At 48.9% G+C, this 19,652-nt stretch carries 26 protein-coding genes and 1 tRNA gene; 8 read left to right on the forward strand and 19 right to left on the reverse strand.

What is annotated here, in order from left to right:
• Positions 1 to 5: 5 nt before the first annotated feature.
• The 6 genes from McpCs1_RS07010 to McpCs1_RS07035 form a co-directional block, all read right to left on the reverse strand.
• Positions 6 to 998, reverse strand: a complete 993-nt coding sequence (locus McpCs1_RS07010) for a hypothetical protein (protein ID WP_338096543.1) — start codon at positions 996 to 998, stop codon at positions 6 to 8.
• 5 nt (positions 999 to 1,003) lie between these two features.
• Complete coding sequence (locus tag McpCs1_RS07015; RefSeq protein WP_338096544.1) at positions 1,004 to 1,129, reverse strand: hypothetical protein; 126 nt, start codon at positions 1,127 to 1,129, stop codon at positions 1,004 to 1,006.
• Between the two features lie 88 nt (positions 1,130 to 1,217).
• Positions 1,218 to 1,907, reverse strand: coding sequence for a helicase HerA domain-containing protein (locus McpCs1_RS07020; RefSeq protein ID WP_338096545.1), 690 nt, complete (start codon positions 1,905 to 1,907; stop codon positions 1,218 to 1,220).
• A complete protein-coding gene (locus McpCs1_RS07025) occupies positions 1,904 to 2,434 on the reverse strand; it encodes a hypothetical protein (RefSeq protein WP_338096546.1) in 531 nt (176 codons plus the stop codon). Before McpCs1_RS07025 ends, McpCs1_RS07020 begins: the two co-directional genes overlap by 4 nt.
• Positions 2,431 to 2,604, reverse strand: coding sequence for a hypothetical protein (locus McpCs1_RS07030; protein ID WP_338096547.1), 174 nt, complete (start codon positions 2,602 to 2,604; stop codon positions 2,431 to 2,433). Before McpCs1_RS07030 ends, McpCs1_RS07025 begins: the two co-directional genes overlap by 4 nt.
• Before the next feature lie 2 nt (positions 2,605 to 2,606).
• Positions 2,607 to 3,101 carry a hypothetical protein gene (locus McpCs1_RS07035; RefSeq protein WP_338096548.1) on the reverse strand — a complete coding sequence of 165 codons (495 nt, stop codon included), beginning with the start codon at positions 3,099 to 3,101 and terminating at the stop codon, positions 2,607 to 2,609.
• A 111-nt stretch (positions 3,102 to 3,212) separates the two neighbouring features.
• Here McpCs1_RS07035 and McpCs1_RS07040 point away from each other — a divergent pair, with 111 nt between their 5' ends.
• The gene (locus tag McpCs1_RS07040; protein ID WP_338096549.1) at positions 3,213 to 3,476 is read left to right on the forward strand and encodes a hypothetical protein; all 264 of its coding nucleotides are present in this window, start codon (positions 3,213 to 3,215) and stop codon (positions 3,474 to 3,476) included.
• A 201-nt stretch (positions 3,477 to 3,677) separates the two neighbouring features.
• Here McpCs1_RS07040 and McpCs1_RS07045 read toward each other — a convergent pair whose 3' ends face one another.
• The 7 genes from McpCs1_RS07045 to McpCs1_RS07075 all read right to left on the reverse strand — a co-directional run bounded on the left by McpCs1_RS07045 (position 3,678) and on the right by McpCs1_RS07075 (position 7,971).
• Positions 3,678 to 5,414, reverse strand: a complete 1,737-nt coding sequence (locus McpCs1_RS07045) for a rolling circle replication-associated protein (protein ID WP_338096550.1) — start codon at positions 5,412 to 5,414, stop codon at positions 3,678 to 3,680.
• 186 nt (positions 5,415 to 5,600) lie between these two features.
• On the reverse strand, positions 5,601 to 6,008 hold the full coding sequence (locus McpCs1_RS07050; RefSeq protein WP_338096551.1) for a hypothetical protein: 408 nt from the start codon (positions 6,006 to 6,008) through the stop codon (positions 5,601 to 5,603).
• A complete protein-coding gene (locus tag McpCs1_RS07055) occupies positions 5,932 to 6,201 on the reverse strand; it encodes a hypothetical protein (protein WP_338096552.1) in 270 nt (89 codons plus the stop codon). Before McpCs1_RS07055 ends, McpCs1_RS07050 begins: the two co-directional genes overlap by 77 nt.
• Complete coding sequence (locus McpCs1_RS07060; protein WP_338096553.1) at positions 6,198 to 6,770, reverse strand: hypothetical protein; 573 nt, start codon at positions 6,768 to 6,770, stop codon at positions 6,198 to 6,200. Before McpCs1_RS07060 ends, McpCs1_RS07055 begins: the two co-directional genes overlap by 4 nt.
• A 284-nt stretch (positions 6,771 to 7,054) precedes the next feature.
• Positions 7,055 to 7,258 carry a hypothetical protein gene (locus McpCs1_RS07065; protein WP_338096554.1) on the reverse strand — a complete coding sequence of 68 codons (204 nt, stop codon included), beginning with the start codon at positions 7,256 to 7,258 and terminating at the stop codon, positions 7,055 to 7,057.
• A complete protein-coding gene (locus McpCs1_RS07070; RefSeq protein ID WP_338096555.1) occupies positions 7,251 to 7,460 on the reverse strand; it encodes a hypothetical protein in 210 nt (69 codons plus the stop codon). The genes McpCs1_RS07065 and McpCs1_RS07070 overlap by 8 nt, the downstream gene beginning before the upstream one ends.
• A 151-nt stretch (positions 7,461 to 7,611) precedes the next feature.
• Entirely contained in the window at positions 7,612 to 7,971 is a 360-nt protein-coding gene (locus McpCs1_RS07075) for a hypothetical protein (protein ID WP_338096556.1), read from the reverse strand.
• Between the two features lie 133 nt (positions 7,972 to 8,104).
• Between McpCs1_RS07075 and McpCs1_RS07080 the strand changes: the two genes are divergently transcribed.
• Entirely contained in the window at positions 8,105 to 8,359 is a 255-nt protein-coding gene (locus tag McpCs1_RS07080) for a hypothetical protein (protein ID WP_338096557.1), read from the forward strand.
• A 6-nt stretch (positions 8,360 to 8,365) separates the two neighbouring features.
• Here the strand turns inward: McpCs1_RS07080 and McpCs1_RS07085 are convergent, their stop codons facing one another.
• The 3 genes from McpCs1_RS07085 to McpCs1_RS07095 all read right to left on the reverse strand — a co-directional run bounded on the left by McpCs1_RS07085 (position 8,366) and on the right by McpCs1_RS07095 (position 9,823).
• Positions 8,366 to 9,169, reverse strand: a complete 804-nt coding sequence (locus McpCs1_RS07085) for a hypothetical protein (protein WP_338096558.1) — start codon at positions 9,167 to 9,169, stop codon at positions 8,366 to 8,368.
• Positions 9,170 to 9,266: 97 nt separating this feature from the next.
• Positions 9,267 to 9,542: a type II toxin-antitoxin system RelE family toxin gene (locus McpCs1_RS07090; protein WP_338096559.1), complete on the reverse strand. Its 276-nt coding sequence runs from the start codon at positions 9,540 to 9,542 to the stop codon at positions 9,267 to 9,269.
• On the reverse strand, positions 9,539 to 9,823 hold the full coding sequence (locus tag McpCs1_RS07095; RefSeq protein ID WP_338096560.1) for a hypothetical protein: 285 nt from the start codon (positions 9,821 to 9,823) through the stop codon (positions 9,539 to 9,541). Before McpCs1_RS07095 ends, McpCs1_RS07090 begins: the two co-directional genes overlap by 4 nt.
• 414 nt (positions 9,824 to 10,237) lie before the next feature.
• On the opposite strand from McpCs1_RS07095, the gene McpCs1_RS07100 reads away from it, so the two are divergent.
• Together McpCs1_RS07100 and McpCs1_RS07105 are read left to right on the forward strand one after the other, a co-directional pair.
• Entirely contained in the window at positions 10,238 to 10,558 is a 321-nt protein-coding gene (locus tag McpCs1_RS07100) for a hypothetical protein (RefSeq protein WP_338096561.1), read from the forward strand.
• Between the two features lie 84 nt (positions 10,559 to 10,642).
• Positions 10,643 to 11,485, forward strand: a complete 843-nt coding sequence (locus McpCs1_RS07105; RefSeq protein ID WP_338096562.1) for a F420-dependent methylenetetrahydromethanopterin dehydrogenase — start codon at positions 10,643 to 10,645, stop codon at positions 11,483 to 11,485.
• 314 nt (positions 11,486 to 11,799) lie between these two features.
• On the opposite strand, the gene McpCs1_RS07110 is transcribed toward McpCs1_RS07105, so the two are convergent.
• Entirely contained in the window at positions 11,800 to 12,729 is a 930-nt protein-coding gene (locus tag McpCs1_RS07110) for an AEC family transporter (protein ID WP_338096563.1), read from the reverse strand.
• A gap of 79 nt (positions 12,730 to 12,808) precedes the next feature.
• Between McpCs1_RS07110 and McpCs1_RS07115 the strand changes: the two genes are divergently transcribed.
• Positions 12,809 to 13,348: a hypothetical protein gene (locus McpCs1_RS07115; RefSeq protein ID WP_338096564.1), complete on the forward strand. Its 540-nt coding sequence runs from the start codon at positions 12,809 to 12,811 to the stop codon at positions 13,346 to 13,348.
• Between the two features lie 34 nt (positions 13,349 to 13,382).
• Here the strand turns inward: McpCs1_RS07115 and McpCs1_RS07120 are convergent.
• Positions 13,383 to 13,456, reverse strand: a tRNA-Ile gene (locus tag McpCs1_RS07120).
• A gap of 125 nt (positions 13,457 to 13,581) precedes the next feature.
• On the opposite strand from McpCs1_RS07120, the gene iorA reads away from it, so the two are divergent.
• Entirely contained in the window at positions 13,582 to 15,369 is a 1,788-nt protein-coding gene (iorA, locus tag McpCs1_RS07125) for an indolepyruvate ferredoxin oxidoreductase subunit alpha (protein ID WP_338096565.1), read from the forward strand.
• Positions 15,366 to 15,947, forward strand: coding sequence for an indolepyruvate ferredoxin oxidoreductase subunit beta (iorB, locus tag McpCs1_RS07130; RefSeq protein ID WP_338096566.1), 582 nt, complete (start codon positions 15,366 to 15,368; stop codon positions 15,945 to 15,947). Before iorA ends, iorB begins: the two co-directional genes overlap by 4 nt.
• Before the next feature lie 150 nt (positions 15,948 to 16,097).
• On the opposite strand, the gene McpCs1_RS07135 is transcribed toward iorB, so the two are convergent.
• Positions 16,098 to 17,081 (reverse strand): 5,10-methylenetetrahydromethanopterin reductase, encoded by a 984-nt coding sequence (locus McpCs1_RS07135; RefSeq protein WP_338096567.1) that lies wholly within the window; start codon positions 17,079 to 17,081, stop codon positions 16,098 to 16,100.
• Positions 17,082 to 17,331: 250 nt separating this feature from the next.
• Between McpCs1_RS07135 and McpCs1_RS07140 the strand changes: the two genes are divergently transcribed.
• On the forward strand, positions 17,332 to 19,647 hold the full coding sequence (locus McpCs1_RS07140; RefSeq protein WP_338096569.1) for a tubulin/FtsZ family protein: 2,316 nt from the start codon (positions 17,332 to 17,334) through the stop codon (positions 19,645 to 19,647).
• The last annotated feature ends 5 nt before the right edge of the window (positions 19,648 to 19,652 follow it).

The raw sequence follows: 19,652 nt of genomic DNA on the forward strand, positions 1-19,652 counted from the left end.
TCCGTTCAGGCCTCAAGAACGGCGCTGACCGCGTCGAAGACTGCGGTGTTCACGGTGTACTGTTCAATGATCATGCGCAGTTCGCCTCCGGCAGCTGCGGATGTGCTGATAGTCTGATCACCTTTGCGGAAGTTCCAGCCGCGGAGGCCGAACTCGTCACCGGTGAACTCTGCGCCGAAGTCGATGAGAGCGACACCGGCAACTGCTTTGAGGTGATAATCTGCCTGATTGAGATTCTGAAGCGTCTTCCATCTCATGTTGTAGGCTTTGACGCGGCGGCTCATGTTGAGATCAACGCCAAGTTTGGTAGGCTCAGACGCGGCACGTACAGGAGTGTCACCGATTGAAGAACTGATGAAGAAAATTCTCCGGATGGTGTTGGCACCTGCAGGGAGTTCGTAAACATCCCGCGGTTCGTTGGATGCGTCAAAAGTTTTAGTCACAACGCTGATGTTTGGTTCAGCCGCAAGATCGACGTTTTCGCCGCGTTTCTCAGGATTGTAGGCATAGACTCCGAAAAATTCTGCTTTGCTTTCAAAGATTTTCTCAGAAACGGTAACATCCGCTCTTACCGCGGTGATGACGAGGTTCGCGTTGAGGTTGGTCTTGAGGTCATGAGTGAGATCAAGAGACTGCTTCGTGTTTGCGAGGACGTCGCCGCGATCCAGCTGCACGGTAAAGGGCACATTGTTTACTCCAGCTGCAAGGGCAAGGTTAGTGTCCGGATGGATGAGTCCTGCTTCTCCGTGATCGTAGATATTCATCAGTATGCCGTCAAGGCCGCTGATGTTGTAGTGTACAATGTTTCCGTCACTGACAAGACGAATTTCTTTGATGACGTTGAAGAGATCAGCGTACTTGATGGTTTCGGCAGCGGTTGCCGTGACCGTGATGGTATAATCCATGACGATTTTGTCGATGACGTTGTGAAGCGGCAGGTCAATTTTTTTGTGACTTGCGGTGAGTACTTCGTCAAGGGTGCGTTTTGCTCCTTCCATGATGTTCACTTCCGGATTGCTTTCACTACGGCAGTGCCGCCTACAATGGCAATGCCGCCGATGATACAGGCAATGCCGATGGCTACTGCAGGGTGGTGTGCGATGTCGTTTCCAATTGTTTTCACGTTCATTTGGTTAATTCACCGATTGCCTGTTTGGCGGTTGAGTATTTAGTGATAAAAAAGAGGGATAGGGGATTTGCTGCACGGCTGAGGGGGATTAACCGTAATGTTTGGTGATGCGGTGAATCTGATCGGGGTGCAGTGTGCCGGTTATTTGTCCGGTTGTGTGGTCGTAGATGAGCGCACCGTATTGAGGGAGTGCGAGGTTTTGTTCTGCGAAGTCGGGGATCAGGCGCGTGAGGTATTCTATGTCCTGCGGGATTCCCATTTTGCAGATGACAGAGGTTGCGCATTGGCTCCAAAGGTCTTTTGGGAAGCTCTGAATCCTTTGATCTATGCAGATGAGGTTCTGGTTGTAGGCGCGACCTTCGCGGATGATGTTTTCGAGAATTTCGTTTGCGACGTTTCCGGAGGGGTTCCAGAGATGCGCCTCTTCAATGCCGAGGGTTCGGGCTGTTTCGGTCTGAAAGACTACTTCGGCGAATTTTTCATACTGCGCGATGAGGTCGCTTCTTTTGGTTTCTTTGACCGGTGTTGCTACGATGTATTTGGAGGCTTTGAGGGCGTTTTTCCAGTTGTAGGTTTTGCCCGGAGCGATCTGCAGAAGGGTTACGCCTTTCATCTGACAAAGGCCTACGTGGTTTTTGACTTTGGTATCGAAGAGAATAAAGGGACGTTTTTGTTTGCGCAGCTGTTCAAACATCCAGCCTGCTTTCATGCTTTTGCCGCTGCCGGTGAATCCGAAGATTCCCATGTGTTTGGTGAGGTTGAGAGTTGGTTCTGTCACTCTTCTCCTCCAATGGCTACGCGCTTTGGTCTGTTTGCAGGGAGATCATTTTCTGGAAGTTCATAGGTGAGGGTTTTTTCTTCCTCTTGTTCGTCTTCGATTTGTGGTGTACTGTCTTCGGTTGGTGCATCGGACTGCGTACTGTCGTCTGTTTCGAGTTTTTCTTTCACGAGGTAGAGGATCGGCGGAGCGAAGCAGAGACCGAGGCCGCAGAGACCGATTATGAGGTTTAGAATCGGCTGATCGGGTTCTATGGAGTCGGGGCAGTAGTGCCAGAGGGCACGATTCATGCAGGGGCGGCAGAAGCTTTCCCATGCTGCGGGGTTGGGTTCGGGGATGTCGTGATCTCTGCAGTAGGTGACGCTTTGGTCGATTGCGATGTCTACGACTGCCATAAAGGGATGATCTTCTCCGTCATGGGTGTTTTGCTGCGGAGTGTTGGTATTTTCCTTTGTTTTGGGGTTGTCGTTGGTCGGTTTGGTCTCTACTTGGTCAGTGATGTTTTTGGTTTCGGGTTCTTCGGTCATGGTTTTGCCTGTTTTGTGGTCGGCGTTCTTCGGATGGTGAAAATAACTTCTGTGTGGTCGTCGAGTTCGAGCCGTCCGGAGAGTCCGGTTGTGTTGTAGTCGTGAAGGGCTTTGGATATGTCAAGAATGACGCTGAGTGCCTGAGGAATGGTTTTGAGCCGGTCAAACATGGTTAGTTGAATCCTGAGACATGGATTTTTTTGGCGGATTTTACGGTTTGTTCTTCGGATTGAGGAACGCTTCTTTTAGCCCCTCGGTTACCGCGGGGGGCACGAAAGTAGATGACGCCTGCGATGATTGCGACGCTAACACCAACAGCTGCGGCGATGAGGAGTTCTTTGGGTATGTTGACGTGACGTTTGGGGTTGTCTGCGCTGTTTTTTGATTTTCCGTCGATGAGTGCGGAGATGTCCACTTCTGGATCGAGAAGTTCGGTGTCGGTGGTTGGTGTCGGCTCTTCGGTGCGGGGTTCTTGATCGGTTTGTGGTGTACTGTCTTCGGTTGGTGCATCGGGCAGGTCTGATGCGGTTTTCCGGTATTCGATGTAGGCTTCTTCGGTGGTTGCGGTGCTGCTTTTGCTGCGACAGCGGTTGCACTGCGGGATGCGGGAGGTTTCGCGTGTTCTCCACACGTTTCCGCAGATGTTGCATTTTCTGTATGCGGTCATGCTGGTTTGTTTTGTACGAGAGATATATAAATCTGAAAAAGTCTGCTATATGCGAAGTTTTTGAGGTTTATCTGTGCCTGCGGCTCATGTGGTTGTGGAGGTGAAAAAACCGTGATCGAGTTAAGCGAACCGTTTATTCTTTGTCTTGCCATTCTTGTTCTGATTGGCGCGGCAGTTCTTGCGATTCTGATTCTGATAATTCCGGCAACTCTGGATTATCTGAAGAAGAAGGCGCGTGATGAGCTGCGGGCGGAACAGAAGCGGCAGCGGCATGAGGCTTTTGAGGAATTCGCCCAGAAAGCACAGTATGCAGACTTTACGAAGGATGTTATGGCCGGACGGGAGACGTTCAATTCTGAAAAAAAGGAGATGTGAGGTTTTTTAGCTGTAATAAATCTCTATTGCCTTTGTCTCATGCAAGTAATTTCTTATAATTCTATTTTTTTCGATGAGGTCGAGCAGTTCGTATGGGGTGCATACTTCGTCCAGTGCTTCTTTTATCCACCGCTCCGGACACCTTGAGATGTTGATGCGGATCATTGATGTTACATTTTGTAACGGGATATGATAAAGATTTCATCCGCTACGCTGTTTAAGACGAGCGCGTTTTTCTTCCATGAACCGCGTCTCTTCCGCCAGCTGCCTATCATATTCGGTTCGGTCGGGTTCTGCGGGGATTAGGTTGGTGATGAGCTGCGGCGGGAGGTTCTCTTCAGTGATAATTGCGGAGGCAGGGACAAAACCAATGTGGTATGGTTTATGTTTGTTCTTTGCTACAGGCAAAGGAGCGCCGGAGCTGATCGAGGCAGGGCGGCTGCGTGCATCAAACATGGTCTCAAGCCAGCGGGGGAATACTCCGCCGGAGATGGTGCCAAGGTATGCCCATTCGGGATCACGTTGTGTTTTGGGAGGTTCGGGGATTCGTTCTCGGTAGACAGGTTTTACAATTCCGTCATCGTCTTTGATGTAGTCTATTGGTTCGGTGTGCTGTTTTTCTTTTTTCGGTATTTGTGCCGGCGCGTCAGGATGTCCAAACGGAGCGAGATTTCGAGATTTCGACATGAATTTTTTATTGATTGCCCAGTACATTTCAAAGTCCTTATGATCATAAACGGCTTTGTTGAGATATTTTCTGAGGTATTTTTCCGGTGATTCTCCATCTTTGGCGTCGGCAGGTTTGCCGCGTGCCCATTCCCATTTATCATCAACCGTCCTGATGAGTGGTATTTGTTTGGTGATTTTTCCCTGTCCGCATTGTTCCCAATCGCGAGATATCTGTATGTCGTTGGCAATGCGATCAATGCCGAAGAGGATCGCGTGACAGTGCAGCATCATGTTTTTCTGGAATTCGTATATGCAGATGTACTTTGGCCGATAAGATTTTTTGGGATCGTAGGTTCCGGCGGTTTTTGCGGCTGCTTTGTTTCGTTTGGTAAGAAGGGACATGTACCGGTTCCATGCTACGGCGAAGTGCCTGTTTGCGATCCAGACATTTTCATGCATGCCGGGCGCGGTGGTGAGAGTGAGGAATACGGCGTGATTGTAGTATTTTTTGCTTTCATTCCATGCGTTATCGTAGGTGTCAAGGTTGGCAAGCTGTCTGCTTTTGCTGTTGAAACGGGTTTTGTACTCAAGGAGTTTGAGGTTGCTTTTGTCGGGTGATTGCCGCTGTGAGTAGGGGCAGAGCACAATTGCTTTACTGTTAATTTCCCGAATGTAGCGGTCATAGGGTTTTTTGACACAGGCTATGATATGTTGGAGTTCCGGCCTGATCGGTGATGAGCGGCTTTCCCGCTGCCACATCCAGAGATGTTCACGGCAGCGGGTGTTTCTCAGGAGCTTGCAGGCGTCGATCCGCAGAGGGTTTGTTCGTTTGGGGAAGCGTGCCCAGTACCATTTATCCGGCTGTTTTGCTTTGGTTTCAGACCCTATTTGCGCCTTTTCCTGCGGGTTTGAAATTTGCACCTGCCTTATCAAGTTGGTTGCTGCAATGGTTAAACGCCAAAAATAAATCGGTGTGTCCCAACCTCCTAAAAACATTATTCCTTTCTGCTTGTGACAAACCCCGGACTTTTCGAGCTTATTTAGTACCCTGAGAATGTGATGATAGAGCTTTCCATAGCCTTTCTCAACGATACCGTAAGCGGCTGCGGCGGCGTTACGTATATGGATAGTATTTGCACCTTCGAAAAGAAGCGGGACGATGTCAAAGGGCTGCCTGCGGTGAACGGTATCTGCATAAACGTAAATGGGAAGGATGCCGTTGGGGTTGGCGGTCGCTCCGCTGTTTGTGATGGTGCCGTGTTCGCTCATAGTCCGGGAAAAAGAGGGATGGTTTAGAATGGTCTATGTGGAGAGAGGGGGGTCAGGCGTAGCCTATGTCGTCTGACTCAGTGAGAGTCCGCAGAATTCTTTCAAGTTTGTCTATGCGGCGCTGTTCGTGTCCTAAGGTGCGTTCGAGATCACTAACTCGCCGCTTGAGTTTCCGGTGTTTTTTGGTCATACCTTTGCCGCAGATACGAAACCTACCGACTGCACCGGTAGCACCGCCGCGAAGAAGTGAACTTGCAACACCTGAACCGGATCGAACTTGCCTTTGTTGGCCGTCCACCAACCGATGAATCCGGCAGGGGAGTTGAAGCCCTCGGCTCCATAGAGTTCTTTGGCGACACTGTCGGCGTACATCTCAATGATATGAGTGATGCGGAACAGCTGACCGTCAATGCTGAAGATGTCGCCGGCTTCTCCTTTTTTATGAGTGCGTGAGGTGCAGCATTTGCGCCCGTCTTTGATGGCGGCCTGCATCTGCTGCGAGAAGGGAAGGATGATTTTACTCATGATGACACCCGCCGCAGCTGCATTGTTTGGTGAGGTGATCTTTCCAGACCGGTGAGAGGGAGTACACATACTCCTCTTCCTCATCAAGCTTGCACTGGATGATGCCGCAGGATTCAAGACCATCAAGACAGGTGATGATGTCAATACGGGTGTCGGTTTCCTCTATCGTGCGGGATGTTATGCTGTCTTCGGTGAGTTCGGAGCGTGCGGTGAGTGCCTGACAGATGCGGAGGGCAAGGTTTGAGAGAGGCTTGTCATTCATGCGAAGTTCACCGCCGTTGCTTCTGCGTCGATGATTGCGGCAGGTGCTTTGCGTCTGTTCTGCGGTCGCGTGATGTCCCACTCAGCTACAGGACTTTTGCCGGTTGCGGAAATGGTCATGATCCGGATAAGTGGTGGATGATTGCTCTTCGGGTTTTGAGTGATCAGGATCACAGTGTCACCGAATGCGCCAATAACGCGGGAGTAGATGATCTCACCAGTCATTTCTCCGCAGGAGGAAACCAACCTGAGGAGGTTGCATCTATCCCGCTGATGCGGTGAAGGTGCAGGAAGCCGGACTTCTACGGCTCTGATAAGTTCGATGCGGTTGACTACGTTCCAGCCGACATTTAACGCGAAGCTGACGGCGGCCTTTGCGGTGTCGGCGTCTTCGGTACTCAGGACGCGTAAAAGAGCACGGCGAAGGTCTTTGATTCCTTCGATGTAGAGAGTTTCGAGAGAGGGGATGATTTTATCCGGCTCTGGGGTCAATACTTCTTTGCCTGCACCCTGATTCTGTTTGGCGACATTAAAAGGGCAGGCGTTTTGTTTTGTTGCTTTCGTGGTCATTGGTATCTCATGCTCCGATCCATTCATCACAAGTTTCGCTTTGGTGCGTCTCTTCGTTGCATAACGGGCTTTTCTTGTTTTTACAAATACCCCATATTTCGTCTGTCTTGTGTTTCCACAAGGCACACATCCAACATTTTCCTTTTACATTCATGCGTCAGCCCCAAACTTGAGATCAACATGGGATGAAGGTGAGGCAGGTGGTGGTGGTATTTCACCTGTAAGAATCATTTTGTTGATTACTCGCAGTATTTCTCGTTTCAATTCGTCTTTTGGCGTCTCAGTCATTCAACAACACCTAATCCTGATAAGATCAATTCTCTTGCTTTGGCGGAAACAGAAATTCCCGATTCATCCGCACGGTTCATAAGAATTATTGCTGCGCTTTCCGGAATTGAGGTACCAATTTGTACGTTGTTTTTCTGACGCGGTTCAGTTGGCATGCGGTTCAGCTCTCCAATGTTTTTGCAATATTTTTTCTCAGTCATGATTATCACCAAAATACTTTACAAGAATATCACGTGCTTTTGCAGAGGGGCTGATTCCTTCAGCATCAGCAACAGAGACTAACTGTTCCGCAGTCTTTTCAGGAATGCGTGTTGATATTCTCACGTTGTTCGGGGTAGTTACGGGTTTTTGACCGTTTCTAAGGTCTTTCAGGGATTTCTGATTCACAGTATTCGCATTCATACAGGTCATACCGTGACTCCCTCTTTCTCAAAGTATGCGGACAGTGCCGATTCAACGATTGATCCATCAGAGAGGCCACGTTGCCGCATTGCTTCTAACTTAAGTGAAAGGGTTTCTGTGAGTGTTACCTGCACACGGATTTTTTTAGAGTTCATATTTTCCTCCTTGGTCTCATATGATTGTGAATCTCAGCTTGTATCTCGTTAGATACAGACTTTGGGAGCTGGATAGTCACGGATTCTGATGTGTCAGGATCAAACTGGAGTGTCATTTCTTCTGGGAAGAAAACGGCATTCCGCAGCTCAACTCCTCCGCGATAAGGAGCAAACAAAACATGTTCAATTACTTCTGTTATCTCCAAACAAAAACAGACAAACTCTAATGTAGGCCGTTCGTTCATGTGGAGGGTGTCACAGATTGCATCGAAAATCTCTTCACGAGGATACCGGGAGAAATGCATGAGGTCACATGCCATCCCCAGATAGTAAATAGTGGTTCCTTCGACCTTCATCGATGTTCATCTCCTTGTGTCCCCATCACGCAGGTTCACAAAGAACCATTGTATTTACAGATATTTATTGGTTCTCTTAGAACCACTTTGTTCACATAAATCCAATATAGTTCAGAGTGAACACGTAGTAACCATGATCACACCTTCAAATGATGAAATTGGAGACGGAAAAGCACATTTCAATATCAGAGTAGATTCTGCATTAAGGCAAGAAATTGAAAAACGCGCCGAGGCCGAAGGTGTACCTCTTGCTTCATGGTGTCGTAAAGCATTCCGTTTCGCGTTACAGCATATGGACAATAATGAGATAACGATCACATCGAAACAAGAGATGCGTGAAGTTATGAGAGAGCTACTCAGAGATGAGGGATTGCTGAAAAAAGAATAATAGATTTCACCAGTATCCTCGCACTCGTGCCTCAAGTTTTTTCTGAGAGAGAAATTCTATTTCATGCATCCAGACCACATAATGGGGAGAACGCATAGGGAAACATTCTTTCATTATTTTCATGAAGTTCTCTGCTGCTCCCTCATCAACTTCCGTGAACCTTCTCAAACGCGGGTAAGACACAACGCCTTCATACACCAATCCGTATACCGGAAGCTGAATCACATTTTTGAATTCGTACGCTTTTCCCGAAGAATTCATCTCCATTGTACCCATCTCAGCAATTTTCTCCGATGTGACAATATAATACCGTCCACCCATTTCAAAAAAAAGCCGTTTTTTCTCTCTGGACTGAATTCTCGGTTCAAATGAATTCGAGTGACCATAAGGAGGAACATGCTTACACTCACAAATCCAGATGGGATCATCTATTCCGGATAGTTTGAGATAACCCACAATTTCAGACACACATTTTTCTGCCAGTTCATGATCCATAGCAGTGAACTTTTTCTCAGGATATGCCATGTATCCCTCAGAAAGAATCTCGCGTAATGATGTTTCAACAGACCCTTCCGTCAGCATCGTTCCCGGTGCTGAGTCCGTATGTCGCGTGATGCGTCTCCCATAATAATATGCTGACCATCCACTCAGATATTTCTCTTTTGAAACACAGTATGAAAGAGTGTCATCCCCATTTAATCGAATTTGAATAAATCCTTTGCTCGTAGAGGGGTAGATAACAAAATTTGGAAATGGTGTATCTTTGATATAGAAATAGGTATCATCAAAGTAGTCAATGTCTGTACACATACAAAGAGGTGGAAGTTAAAACATAAATGTCTTCGGTCACATACGATGATAAAATAATGGGCAGGGAGTAGGTTTTTTCCTCAAATCATAAAATCGATCAATATTTTTTGTGCATGTCGCCGATATTCCCAAAGAGTACGACGATAACGGCACGTCCATCCGGGTAAATTTCATAAATTGCGGTAAATGATCGCCCTATGTGAAGCCGATACCGATTCTTTTTCCCTTGCAGCTTTTCCTTATCTCCGCCATATCCGGGATAGGGATTTGTCCCCAACATATTCAGTGCTGCCACGCACCTGAGATAATCCTCTCCTTTCAACGAGGCTAACGCTTTTTGGACGCGTGGGGCGAGAATAACAGTAAACGTCATTTTTTTCTGCGGATTTCTTCCTGTTTCTTCATGAACTCCTCAAGAGTACAGAACTCCTCCGGATGTTCCTGCGCCTCACGAAACATCTGATCTATCTCCTCCTCTGAGAAGTCATCAACGCAGGGAAGTGAAGAAATTTCCTCCCGCTCTTCCAGTACCCGAATTGATGCCGCAACCACATCCCCATAGGTCTGATCCCCTTTTCGGAGTGCAACTATCCGCCGGTGGACATCGGCAGACACCATAACGGATTTTTTTTGTTCCGGTTCCATCGCCTGCATGATATCAGATAATAGGGAGGATAACATAATAGGTTTTTTGCATAGGATAAGTTCAAAATCTCTCAGGTAGATTATCTCTGAACACACCTGACGAAAAGATTAGGGAGGCGTGAGTTCTCCGGATCGGATCATCTCCAAAATGATCTCCCTGATCTCTTCTTTCAGCTTGTCTCTACTGTTTGGCGTGCTCTTGTCACTAACCCGTGCCGGGGTCGTACTGCCGCTATCGGCTCGTCCGGCTAATGCATCTTCGGCTGCGTTGTGTGATTGCTCGTGCTCCGAGTTGTTGACTGCACGCTGTGAAAATGAGTGAGGATTCACAACGCTTCGCCTCAGTGAAGAATCGACAGAAGAACATAAAAAAGGAAGACCGCGCGGTGTGAAAGTGCCTCGCGGTAAAATAGGTGAAAAATCATGAAGAGAAAAGAAGCTCAAAATGAAGAGAAAATGACGTTTGGTTTAACCCGTGTGCATCCAAGAACATATTTGGTTAAAGAGGTCTGCCTCAGCAGAAAAAATTCTGCAGGAGAGAAAGAGAGATCAGATCTTCTGAGAGAGACACGCGCACAGATGTCCGAAGGTTCGGACGGATTTCGAGGTGGAGGATACTACCCAAACGAAAAAGATGAGAAAAAAATATTTGCTGTTAAGATTCATCGTCTGTTATCGCACCCCCAATTATCCGAAATTCATCGACATTTTTCGCAAAAAACCAAGGTAACACGTTATTTTTAAAAACCACATTAACAATTCACAAACCTTATATTGGTTCTCGTCGATGATCTGATGTTCTCATTGAAAATGAGAGGTGTAATAAATATGGTAGTTAAGGTAGGAGTTGCAAAGCTCGGTAACATCGCATCCGGTGTTATGGCAGAGCTTCTTTTAGATGAGCGTGCAGACCGTGAAGACATGATGACCTTCATGGCAACCTCTGGAACGAAGCTGCAGAAGGAAGATGTGGACCGTGTTGTCACCAACCTGAAAGCATGGCAGCCGGACTTTGCAATCGTTGTCTCCCCGAACGGACTCCTTGAGGGACCGACCGGTGCACGTGAGGACCTTGCAGCAGCAGGCATCCCGACAATCGTCATCACTGACGATGTTACCGCCAAGAAGGAACAGTTCGATGCACTCAAGGCATCCAAGTTCGGATACATCATCGTCAAGGCAGACGCCATGATCGGTGCACGCCGCGAGTTCCTTGACCCAGTAGAGATGGCAGACTACAACGGCAATCTTGTCAAAGTCCTTGCACTGACCGGTGCATTCCGCAAGCTCCAGATGGAGCTCGACAAAGTCATCGACCAGGTTAAGGCAGGAAAGAAGGGCGCAGAGCTCGTTCTCCCGAAGATTGTTCTGAACTCTGATAACTCTACAAAGGGCGAGTTCACCAACCCCTATGCACTGGCAAAGGCACGTGCAGCATACGAGATTGCACAGTCCGTTGCAGGCGTTAACATTAAGGGTTGTTTCATGACCAAAGAGTGGACAGACTACGTCCCAATCGTCACCTCCGCACACGAAATGATGCGCGTTGCAGCAACCCTCTGTGATGAGGCACGCGAGATCGAGAAGGCAGGCGACGGTATCATCCGCAAGCCGCACAAGAAGACCGGTGAGATCGTTTCCAAGGTCGCACTGATCAGCAAGCCAGAGTAAATATTCTGAAAAATATTTTTTTTCTTTTTTGTGGATGTTGTCCACGATACCGCGAAACTATTTCGTCATGATTTTTTTTTCTGCGAAATAATATTTTGAAACGCGAATAGCGCGAATAAAAAATCGCCAATGGCGATTTTTCAAATAGAATTTATGCAGTGACAAATATTTTGAAACACGAACCACACGAAAAAAAAATGTTCGTATTTTTTTGAGACAAGAATGTTGTCTGAAAAATAATATTATGAATTTTCCAAAAATCGCCATTGGCGATTTTTTATTCGCGTTATTCGCGTTTCTCCACGTTTCAAAACTCACGACAGAAACATCGCGAGCAGCGGCAGCGTAAGCACACTAATCAGTGTAGTGATGAACACACCCTGAGCAGCAATATCAGGATGGACACGATGCTCGGATGCGAGCATCACCGTGTTTGTCGCAGCAGGCATTCCCGCAGTCACCACAATCACGCCAAGAATCAAAGGGTTGGTGATGAACTGCGAAAAAATCACAAACATCAGTGCAGGAAGAATCAACAGGCGGATGCCTGCGACAAAGTACTGCCTGACATTACCAAAGATCTTTGAGAGATCCAGCTGCGCAAGAAAACCTCCCGTGACCACCAGAGATAACGGAGTCGTCACGCTGTCGAGAAGCGCAAGCGACCCATTGATCGGATCAGGGATTGTGGTCGAGGTCAGAAACAGGGCGAGGCCGACGAATGTCGAGATGAAAGCAGCATTCAACAACAGCTTCGGCTGAAAGACCGGACGTCCTTCTCTACCGCCATGGGCCGTCAGAAGCCAGATGCCAAGCGAGTACGCAAGAATCGTGAACGGAATGTTAAATATTGCCGCGTAAAAAATTGCCTGCGGGCCAAAGATCATCGACAGAACCGGAAATCCCATGAACATCGAGTTGGAAAACACCAGCATAAACCGGAACACGCCGTACTCCTCGTGTTTCGCACGAAGAAGAACCGGAGCAAACCAGGCAATCACGAGTGACACCGCATAGTACCCGATCGCAGAAACAATCAGAAGCTCGCCATTCTGGAGCAGCTCATTCGTAAACGGAATCTGCATCGAGTAGATGATCATTGCCGGAATACAGATATGCAGCAAAAATTTGGAGAGAGAGGAAACTGACGTTTCCGTTAAAATCCCGACACGCCTGCAGAAAAATCCAACCCCGATCAGAAGAAACAGGATTAATATCTGATTTAAGGCGATAAAATAATCCACAACAAACCCTCCCCGAGATATTTTTGTACATATGAAACCGAACCGATAGTTAAACTATCGAACTGATCAATTATATTATATGGACGAAATCGTCGAACAGGGATTTGAACGGCTTCAGACGTTGATCAGCGAAACCAAAACAGAGCAGGAGCGCCTCTCTGAAGAGATCCTCAAACAAAATGCAGCCCTTCTTTTGCGCATGGCAGAGTCTGTCGCACCGATAGCAAAAGAGGTCGGATCCGAGTACCTGCTCAAAGCAAAGCAGGACAGCAAAGGAGATCTCTATGATCAGAAGTACTATGACGAAAAAATGATCATTCTCGGGAAGAGTGAGGAACCTGTCGCGCTGAGGCCGGACGATCCCAAGAAAAAAGTCATTCAGCAGTTCTGTGTGCTCTCGGAAAACGGAAATCTCTACGAACTGATGTTCTCAAACGACGGATTCGTCATCGATACCTATGCATCTCCGCTGACACCCGAGGATGCGCTGGAGTTTTACGGCTACGACATCATCTACATGCTCTACTCTGCGATGAAAGAATACCTGCTTGCAGAAGAGGATGTGCTTGCCGCACTCGATATAACGCTTGGATACATCCAGAAAAAGAACCAAAAATAATTTTTTTTATTTTTTGAAAGCAAAGAAAAAACAGTGGGCCCGATGAGATTCGAACTCATGACCTCCCGGTTATCAGCCGGGCGCACCACCTAGCTATGCTACGGGCCCCGATTGGGTGTTACCCTAATACATATGCCCTATCCATATAAATAGATTCCGAAATCCGAATGGAGACAGGCTTAACTGCTTGTTCTGCCAAACTTTAAGGAATAATATATTGGCAGGATGAATACATGGCTGAAGAGAGAAAAAAACAATATCTTCTCGGAAACGCGGCAATTGCCCATGCATGCCTTGAAGCAGGAGTGGACTTTGTCTCGGGATACCCCGGAACCCCATCCTCTGAAGTGGTTGACACTCTTCGCGGAGTAAAGGATCCCTGGTATTATCTTGAGTGGTCGGTCAACGAGAAAGTTGCTTTTGAAAATGCGATCGGTGCAAGCTGGTGCGGATGCAGATCGATTGTAACCATGAAGCATGTCGGCCTCAACGTTGCCGCTGACCCTCTGATGACCTCAGCCTATACCGGCGTGAAAGGCGGATTTGTTGTTCTGTCGGCAGACGATCCGTTCGCCCACAGTTCGCAGAACGAACAGGACTCTCGGATGTATGCAAAGTTTGCCCAGATCCCGTGTCTAGATCCAAAGGATGTTCAGCAGGCTCATGATATGATGGCTGATGCCTGGAACATTTCAGAGAAATTTGCCCTGCCAGTGCTGTTTCGACCCACAACCAGAATCTGCCACTCAAAGAGCGACGTAGCTCTCGGCAAAGAAAATCCGTCAACACGCAAAGGTGAGTTTGTCCGCGACCCGAAACAGTACGTGGTGATTCCGGCACACACACGCCCACTTCATGCAATCCTCACGAAAAAGCAGGCCGAGGTTGCAAAATATCTTGTTGAGGCAGGCTACAACTCAGCAGTCGTGCGCGGAGAACGTGCAGTGATTGCCGGAGGAATTTCCGCGGCATATGTTGAAGAGATTCTCCCCGAAGATATTTCGCTGATTACGATCGGCGCATACCCGATCGATGTCGACTGGCTGGCAGAGAATGTTGCAAAACACACCGAAGTCCTCGTCGTGGAAGAGCTGATGCCAATAGTTGAAGAAGCGGTCCGACAGGTTGCAGGAACCGTAACGGTTCACGGAAAACTTGACGGTTATCTGCCGCATGAGGGAGAGTTCTCAACAGCACTTGTTGCAAAAGCTCTTCAAAAGGCTGGCTACCTTAAAGAAGATCCGTTCCCGCCTGAGAAACAACCGACCGCTGTCGCCGTCCGCCCGCCGATTCTCTGTCCTGGATGTCTGCACCGCTCGGTGTTTTATGCGATGAAGAAAGTGTTCAAAGACGGCGTGTTCCCAAGCGACATCGGCTGCTACACGCTCGGACTTCAGATGGGCGCGGTGGACACGACGATCTGTATGGGAGCATCCATCACGGTCGGGTCAGGTATTGCCCACTCGTGTCCGGAGACGGACGTGGTTTCCACAATCGGTGACTCCACTTTCCTGCACACAGGCGTGAACGGTTTGATCAATGCAGTGTATAATAACACAAACCAGACGGTCATCATTCTCGACAACCGGATCACGGCAATGACCGGCCACCAGCCAAACCCGAACACAGGCGTGACCGCGACCGGCGTTGAGTCACCGAAGATCTCGCTCGAAGAGCTGGCACGGGCCTGCGGAGTTTCGTTTGTGGAGTCAGTTGACCCTTACGATCTGACAGATCTTCTGGAGACCCTGAAGGCCGCAAAGGAAAAACCGGGCGTGAAAGTTATCATCGCCAAGCAGCCGTGCGTGATCATGAACAAACGCAACGGCGTAAAACGCAGCAGATATGTGGTGGACGCTGACCGATGTACGAAATGCGGCGCATGCATCAGATACGGCTGTCCGGCTCTGGAGATCGATGAGAATGGTGCGGCAGTGACGACTGCATTATGTACCGGATGCGGCGTGTGTGCCGACATCTGTCCTGCAGGCGCTCTTCACCGCGGAGGTGCGAGACAATGAAGAAGAGTTACGATGTGCTGATCGTTGGTATCGGCGGGCAGGGAACTATTCTCGCCTCGAACGTTCTCGGCGATGCCTGCGTGATTGAAGGACGTCATGTTCGGGGTGCCGAGACGCATGGCATGTCGCAGCGCGGAGGATCTGTCGAGACCCACATTCGCATCGATGGAAAGTTCGGTTCTCTGATTGCTCCAGGCTCGGCTGATCTCCTCATCGCGTTTGACATGCTGGAGGCGGTCCGCTACCGACACTTCCTGAAGGATGGCGGAACAATGATCGTGAACCGCGAGATGATTGTGCCGACTTCGGTGTTCTCGGCAAAGCTTCCGGTGCCGCAGCTTGATGATGTCGCTGCCGAGCTGAAGTCAGGCAGTGCCAAAGTTGTTCTGATGAACGCAACAGATATTGCGGCAAAGGCCGGTAGTCCGCTTGCGGCAAACATTGTCCTGCTGGGTGCCGCATCACACGAGCTTCCGCTTTCTGTTGCATCGCTTGAAGAGGCTGTGCGGAGAAATGTTCCGCAGAAAACTATTGCGATCAATGAGCAGGCATTTGCTCTGGGCCGCGAGGCTCTCTGATCTTTTTTTTGAAAATTTTTTTTGTACTGGGATGACTTCGTAGCTCCGCCCACGATTCGCATGCCTTCGGCCTGCGATTCGTGTTTTCCGTGGGCGGAGCTAAAATCAAAAACAAAAACGAAAAAAATATTGAAACCGGTTTTACCCGATTTACATAATCTTGCCGAGCAGGCGGATAGAGTTGGTCATGTCCGGTCCAAGCGGGGAACCGAAGATGATCTGAGTGACACCTGCTTTGGTCAGGTCTTCACACTTCTGGCGGATGACGTCGGGCGTACCGCAGATAGTAAATGCTGCGATTTCTTTCTCGGTAACGAGACCGCCGACTGCACCAAAGTCAAAGCGTGAAAGTGCGTCCTTAATCTTTGCAACGTTTGCAAGGTCAAGGCCGTGGCGCTGGAGAAGTGCCTCAGGAGATCCTGCTGCAATGAATGCTGCAACGATCTTTGCTGCTTTCTCTGCCTTCTTCTGGTCCTGGTCGATGGACAGTGCAGTGTATGCTCCGACATCGAATCCTTTCTTGCCGACCTTCTCGCATGCTGCCTTAATGATTGGGATTGCAACTGCGAAGTCTTTCGGGTTGGATGCGTTGATCAGTGCACCGTCTCCCTTCAGACCTGCGAGCTCAAGGACTTTCGGTCCCTGTGCACCGACATAGACTGGGATACCCTTCTTTCCCGGAAGAGTGACACCGGTCAGCTTTGCACCATCGTAGTCGAAGAACTCAAGGCCTGACTTCTTGACTTCTGCACCGCTGCAGAGTGCACGGATCTGGTCGATTGCCTCACTGAGTCTTGCAACCGGCTTTGCTGGGTCGATTGCGAGCTTCGGAAGAGTGGACAGGTCGCCTGGGCCGATACCGAGGACTGCACGTCCGTCGGAGATCTCATTCAGGGTACAGGCAAAGGATGCCATTCCTGCCGGAGTGTCCGTGAAGGAGTTCATGATACCCGGACCCATTTTCAGGGTGGTGGTTGCCTGAGCAACTGCGGTCAGAACCGGGTAGCAGTGGCGGTTGTTGTAGTGGTTAGTGATCCATGCAAAGTCAATGTCCTTGTTCTCTGCAAGTTTGCAGTAGTTAACTACCTGCTTAACATTAACGTTTCCCGGAACAAACTCAATTCCATATGTCAAAGTTCTTTACACCTCAATTCTAAGTTAATCCCCTCTGCATAAATAGATTCTGTTTTGAAGACACACATTCCGGCAAAATCCGCGGGATTTAGTTATGGAATCCTAAAATCGGCTGAAATCATCGTTTTTTGTATGCGCTTTCCGATTTATCGTTTAGTTTTTGAAAAACACAGTATATTATAAAAGAATATATGGTTACAAAAGGAATAATAGAAGCAGAATGCATTCTTGAAATGCAGGCAGAACACAAATGAGAGCACTACTTATCGGACTCGGCGGAGCGGGTTGTCAGATCGTTGACACGCTCAATCAGCACGACGAGCGAAGCGGTGTACAAAGTGTCCGTTCATTTGTGTTCGATGCAGATCAGAAGACGATCGCCGAGATGCAAAGTATCCCTCAGGAAGACCGGTTTGTACTCACGCCAACCGACCCGATCAAAGAGAACAATACGCGGGGAACTGATTTTGAAGTGGGAAACCTTGCAAGCTGTTTCCAGCGAGACGGCGTGCATGATGTTGATGCAGTTTTTGTCTGTGCAGGCCTTGGCGGAAGAATGGCAGAACTTGTGCCAACCGTTGTTGAACAGCTCAACGATGCCTTCGCAGATCCGGTGTTCTGTATTCTCACACTTCCCGGAAGAAACGAAGGAGTGAAAGTCTCGGCACGTGCGTCAGAGACACTTGCCGAGATACGAAAAGTTTCGCAGGCAACAATTCTCTTCGACAATGAAACATGGTTCAAGCGTATCGAAGAAGAGGACAATATCAAAAATCAGATGGAGGCAAAACGAAAGGCCACCATCTATGAGATGTATCCGGTACTGAACGAGATGCTCGCACGCCGTGTAGGTCTCCTCCTCAGGGCAGGAGAGTTCAACCATCGCGGTGTTGAGGCTGCCGAGGTTGTGCTTGATGCAGGCGAGGTGCTGAATACTCTCAAAAATATGGACCTTGTTGCAATCGGGTATGCAACCGAGAAACTTCCGACAACATGGACCAACAGTATGATGAAACGCGTCCGTGTGGAAAAATATCTTCTGGAAGAAAATCAGGCACGGACATCACGTATTGTTGAGCTGGCAAAACAGGCAGTCTACCGTGAGGTTTCCGTTCCCTGCGATCTGACGTCTTCGGAAAAAGCTCTGGTACTTATTGCAGGACCGTCAGATGAACTGTCGATGAAAGGATTTCAAACGGTGCGCAAATGGATCGACCGCAGCATCAAAGGTCTTGAGATGCGTGCCGGAGATTATCCGGTAAAGTCAACCCAGTATGTCGGTGTTATTATTGTTCTCGCCGGTCTGGAAAATGTACCACGGGTGAAAGAGTTGGACGAGATTCGAGATATATACGAGGAAGAGCAAAGCAAGGAGTACGAAGGAGAGGAAGAGGAGACGAAGCCCGCAATTCAGATAGCAGGGGACGCAGTGCTCTTTGAAGAAGAGATGGTGATGCCGATTGGTCTTGGCATGCCGTCTGCTGCTCCAGTCTACGAGAACGAAGAAGACATGTTTGAGCTGGAGGATGATTACTCAGGAAACATGCTTCAGGAGGCAGGACAGCCCCTCGCCTACGAGTCGGATGATGTTTTCGAGGATGAGGAGGCAATGAACAGAATAGAATCTGAGGATGTCTTTGAAGATGAGGAGTACTACAGCGAGGACGTCTTTGAGGATGAAGTCCATCAGCAGTACGGTTACCAGCCCGGGGGAAATGATGATGTGTTTGAGGATGTGGTCAGAAGAGTTGTTGCTCCGCCGCCGCCACAACAGCAGTACATCTATCCGCCACAGTATGTGCAGCAGTATATCCAACCCCCACAGCAGCAGGCAACAATCTTTGACGAGTCGATGACGCAGGAGAGATCGGTTCTTCCAGCGGCCAAGCCCAGAGAGATGCCGAAAATAACCATTGCCGGACCCAAAAAGCAGCCGCAGATGAGCGGCAGTACTATCATGATGCCGAAACGGGAGAGAAAGGAGGACACCGTTCTCGCTGGCATGGCAGATGTTGGCGGCAGAGACAAGCCAAAGGACTCGGACAAGTTTGGAACCGGCATGGCAAGTGTCGGCGGAACAGGAAGACCAAAAGAGACGATGAGTGCCGGAGTCCTTGAGGGGTCGGTGACTGTTGGACACCAGCGGCCGAAGGAAACTGACGGACACGTCAGAATGTCAGGTGGCCAGAGACCAAAGGAGACCGACGGACACATTCGGATGTCGGGAGGTCAGAGGCCGAAGGAGACTGACGGACACATAAGAATGTCAGGAAGTCAGAGGCCAAAGGAGATGGATGGTCCTGTAAGAATGTCGGGAAGCCAGAGACCAAAAGAGATGGACGGTCCAGTACGAATGGCAGGCGCACAGGAACCCAAAGAAATTGACGGAACGATTCGCAGCGGACCGATGAACCGACCGAAGGAGATTGGAGACTCGACAAAGGTTCGTGATGCCCAGAAACCCCGTGAGGTCAACAAAGGTATCCGGGTGACCTCAATTCCTCTCCCGAAAAATGCCGCAGTCAAACAGGTTGCGAAAAAAAGTGATAAGGATAAGTGGGTGTAAACCCA

This window comes from Methanorbis rubei, from assembly GCF_032714495.1.
In the GTDB taxonomy this organism is placed as follows: Archaea; Halobacteriota; Methanomicrobia; order Methanomicrobiales; family Methanocorpusculaceae; genus Methanocorpusculum; species Methanocorpusculum rubei.

Coding starts and splice junctions, on each gene's coding strand:
- McpCs1_RS07025 (WP_338096546.1), bottom strand. CDS start 2,434: ATGACCGAAGAACCCGAAACCAAAAACATCACTGACCAAGTAGAGACC.
- McpCs1_RS07035 (WP_338096548.1), bottom strand. CDS start 3,101: ATGACCGCATACAGAAAATGCAACATCTGCGGAAACGTGTGGAGAACA.
- McpCs1_RS07010 (WP_338096543.1), bottom strand. CDS start 998: ATGGAAGGAGCAAAACGCACCCTTGACGAAGTACTCACCGCAAGTCAC.
- McpCs1_RS07080 (WP_338096557.1), top strand. CDS start 8,105: ATGATCACACCTTCAAATGATGAAATTGGAGACGGAAAAGCACATTTC.
- McpCs1_RS07095 (WP_338096560.1), bottom strand. CDS start 9,823: ATGCAGGCGATGGAACCGGAACAAAAAAAATCCGTTATGGTGTCTGCC.
- McpCs1_RS07085 (WP_338096558.1), bottom strand. CDS start 9,169: ATGTGTACAGACATTGACTACTTTGATGATACCTATTTCTATATCAAA.
- McpCs1_RS07070 (WP_338096555.1), bottom strand. CDS start 7,460: ATGAATGCGAATACTGTGAATCAGAAATCCCTGAAAGACCTTAGAAAC.
- McpCs1_RS07030 (WP_338096547.1), bottom strand. CDS start 2,604: ATGTTTGACCGGCTCAAAACCATTCCTCAGGCACTCAGCGTCATTCTT.
- iorB (WP_338096566.1), top strand. CDS start 15,366: ATGAAGAAGAGTTACGATGTGCTGATCGTTGGTATCGGCGGGCAGGGA.
- McpCs1_RS07105 (WP_338096562.1), top strand. CDS start 10,643: ATGGTAGTTAAGGTAGGAGTTGCAAAGCTCGGTAACATCGCATCCGGT.
- McpCs1_RS07050 (WP_338096551.1), bottom strand. CDS start 6,008: ATGTGTACTCCCTCTCACCGGTCTGGAAAGATCACCTCACCAAACAAT.
- iorA (WP_338096565.1), top strand. CDS start 13,582: ATGGCTGAAGAGAGAAAAAAACAATATCTTCTCGGAAACGCGGCAATT.
- McpCs1_RS07115 (WP_338096564.1), top strand. CDS start 12,809: ATGGACGAAATCGTCGAACAGGGATTTGAACGGCTTCAGACGTTGATC.
- McpCs1_RS07090 (WP_338096559.1), bottom strand. CDS start 9,542: ATGACGTTTACTGTTATTCTCGCCCCACGCGTCCAAAAAGCGTTAGCC.
- McpCs1_RS07075 (WP_338096556.1), bottom strand. CDS start 7,971: ATGAAGGTCGAAGGAACCACTATTTACTATCTGGGGATGGCATGTGAC.
- McpCs1_RS07065 (WP_338096554.1), bottom strand. CDS start 7,258: ATGACTGAGAAAAAATATTGCAAAAACATTGGAGAGCTGAACCGCATG.
- McpCs1_RS07015 (WP_338096544.1), bottom strand. CDS start 1,129: ATGAACGTGAAAACAATTGGAAACGACATCGCACACCACCCTGCAGTA.
- McpCs1_RS07140 (WP_338096569.1), top strand. CDS start 17,332: ATGAGAGCACTACTTATCGGACTCGGCGGAGCGGGTTGTCAGATCGTT.
- McpCs1_RS07060 (WP_338096553.1), bottom strand. CDS start 6,770: ATGACCACGAAAGCAACAAAACAAAACGCCTGCCCTTTTAATGTCGCC.
- McpCs1_RS07055 (WP_338096552.1), bottom strand. CDS start 6,201: ATGAATGACAAGCCTCTCTCAAACCTTGCCCTCCGCATCTGTCAGGCA.
- McpCs1_RS07045 (WP_338096550.1), bottom strand. CDS start 5,414: ATGAGCGAACACGGCACCATCACAAACAGCGGAGCGACCGCCAACCCC.
- McpCs1_RS07100 (WP_338096561.1), top strand. CDS start 10,238: ATGAAGAGAAAAGAAGCTCAAAATGAAGAGAAAATGACGTTTGGTTTA.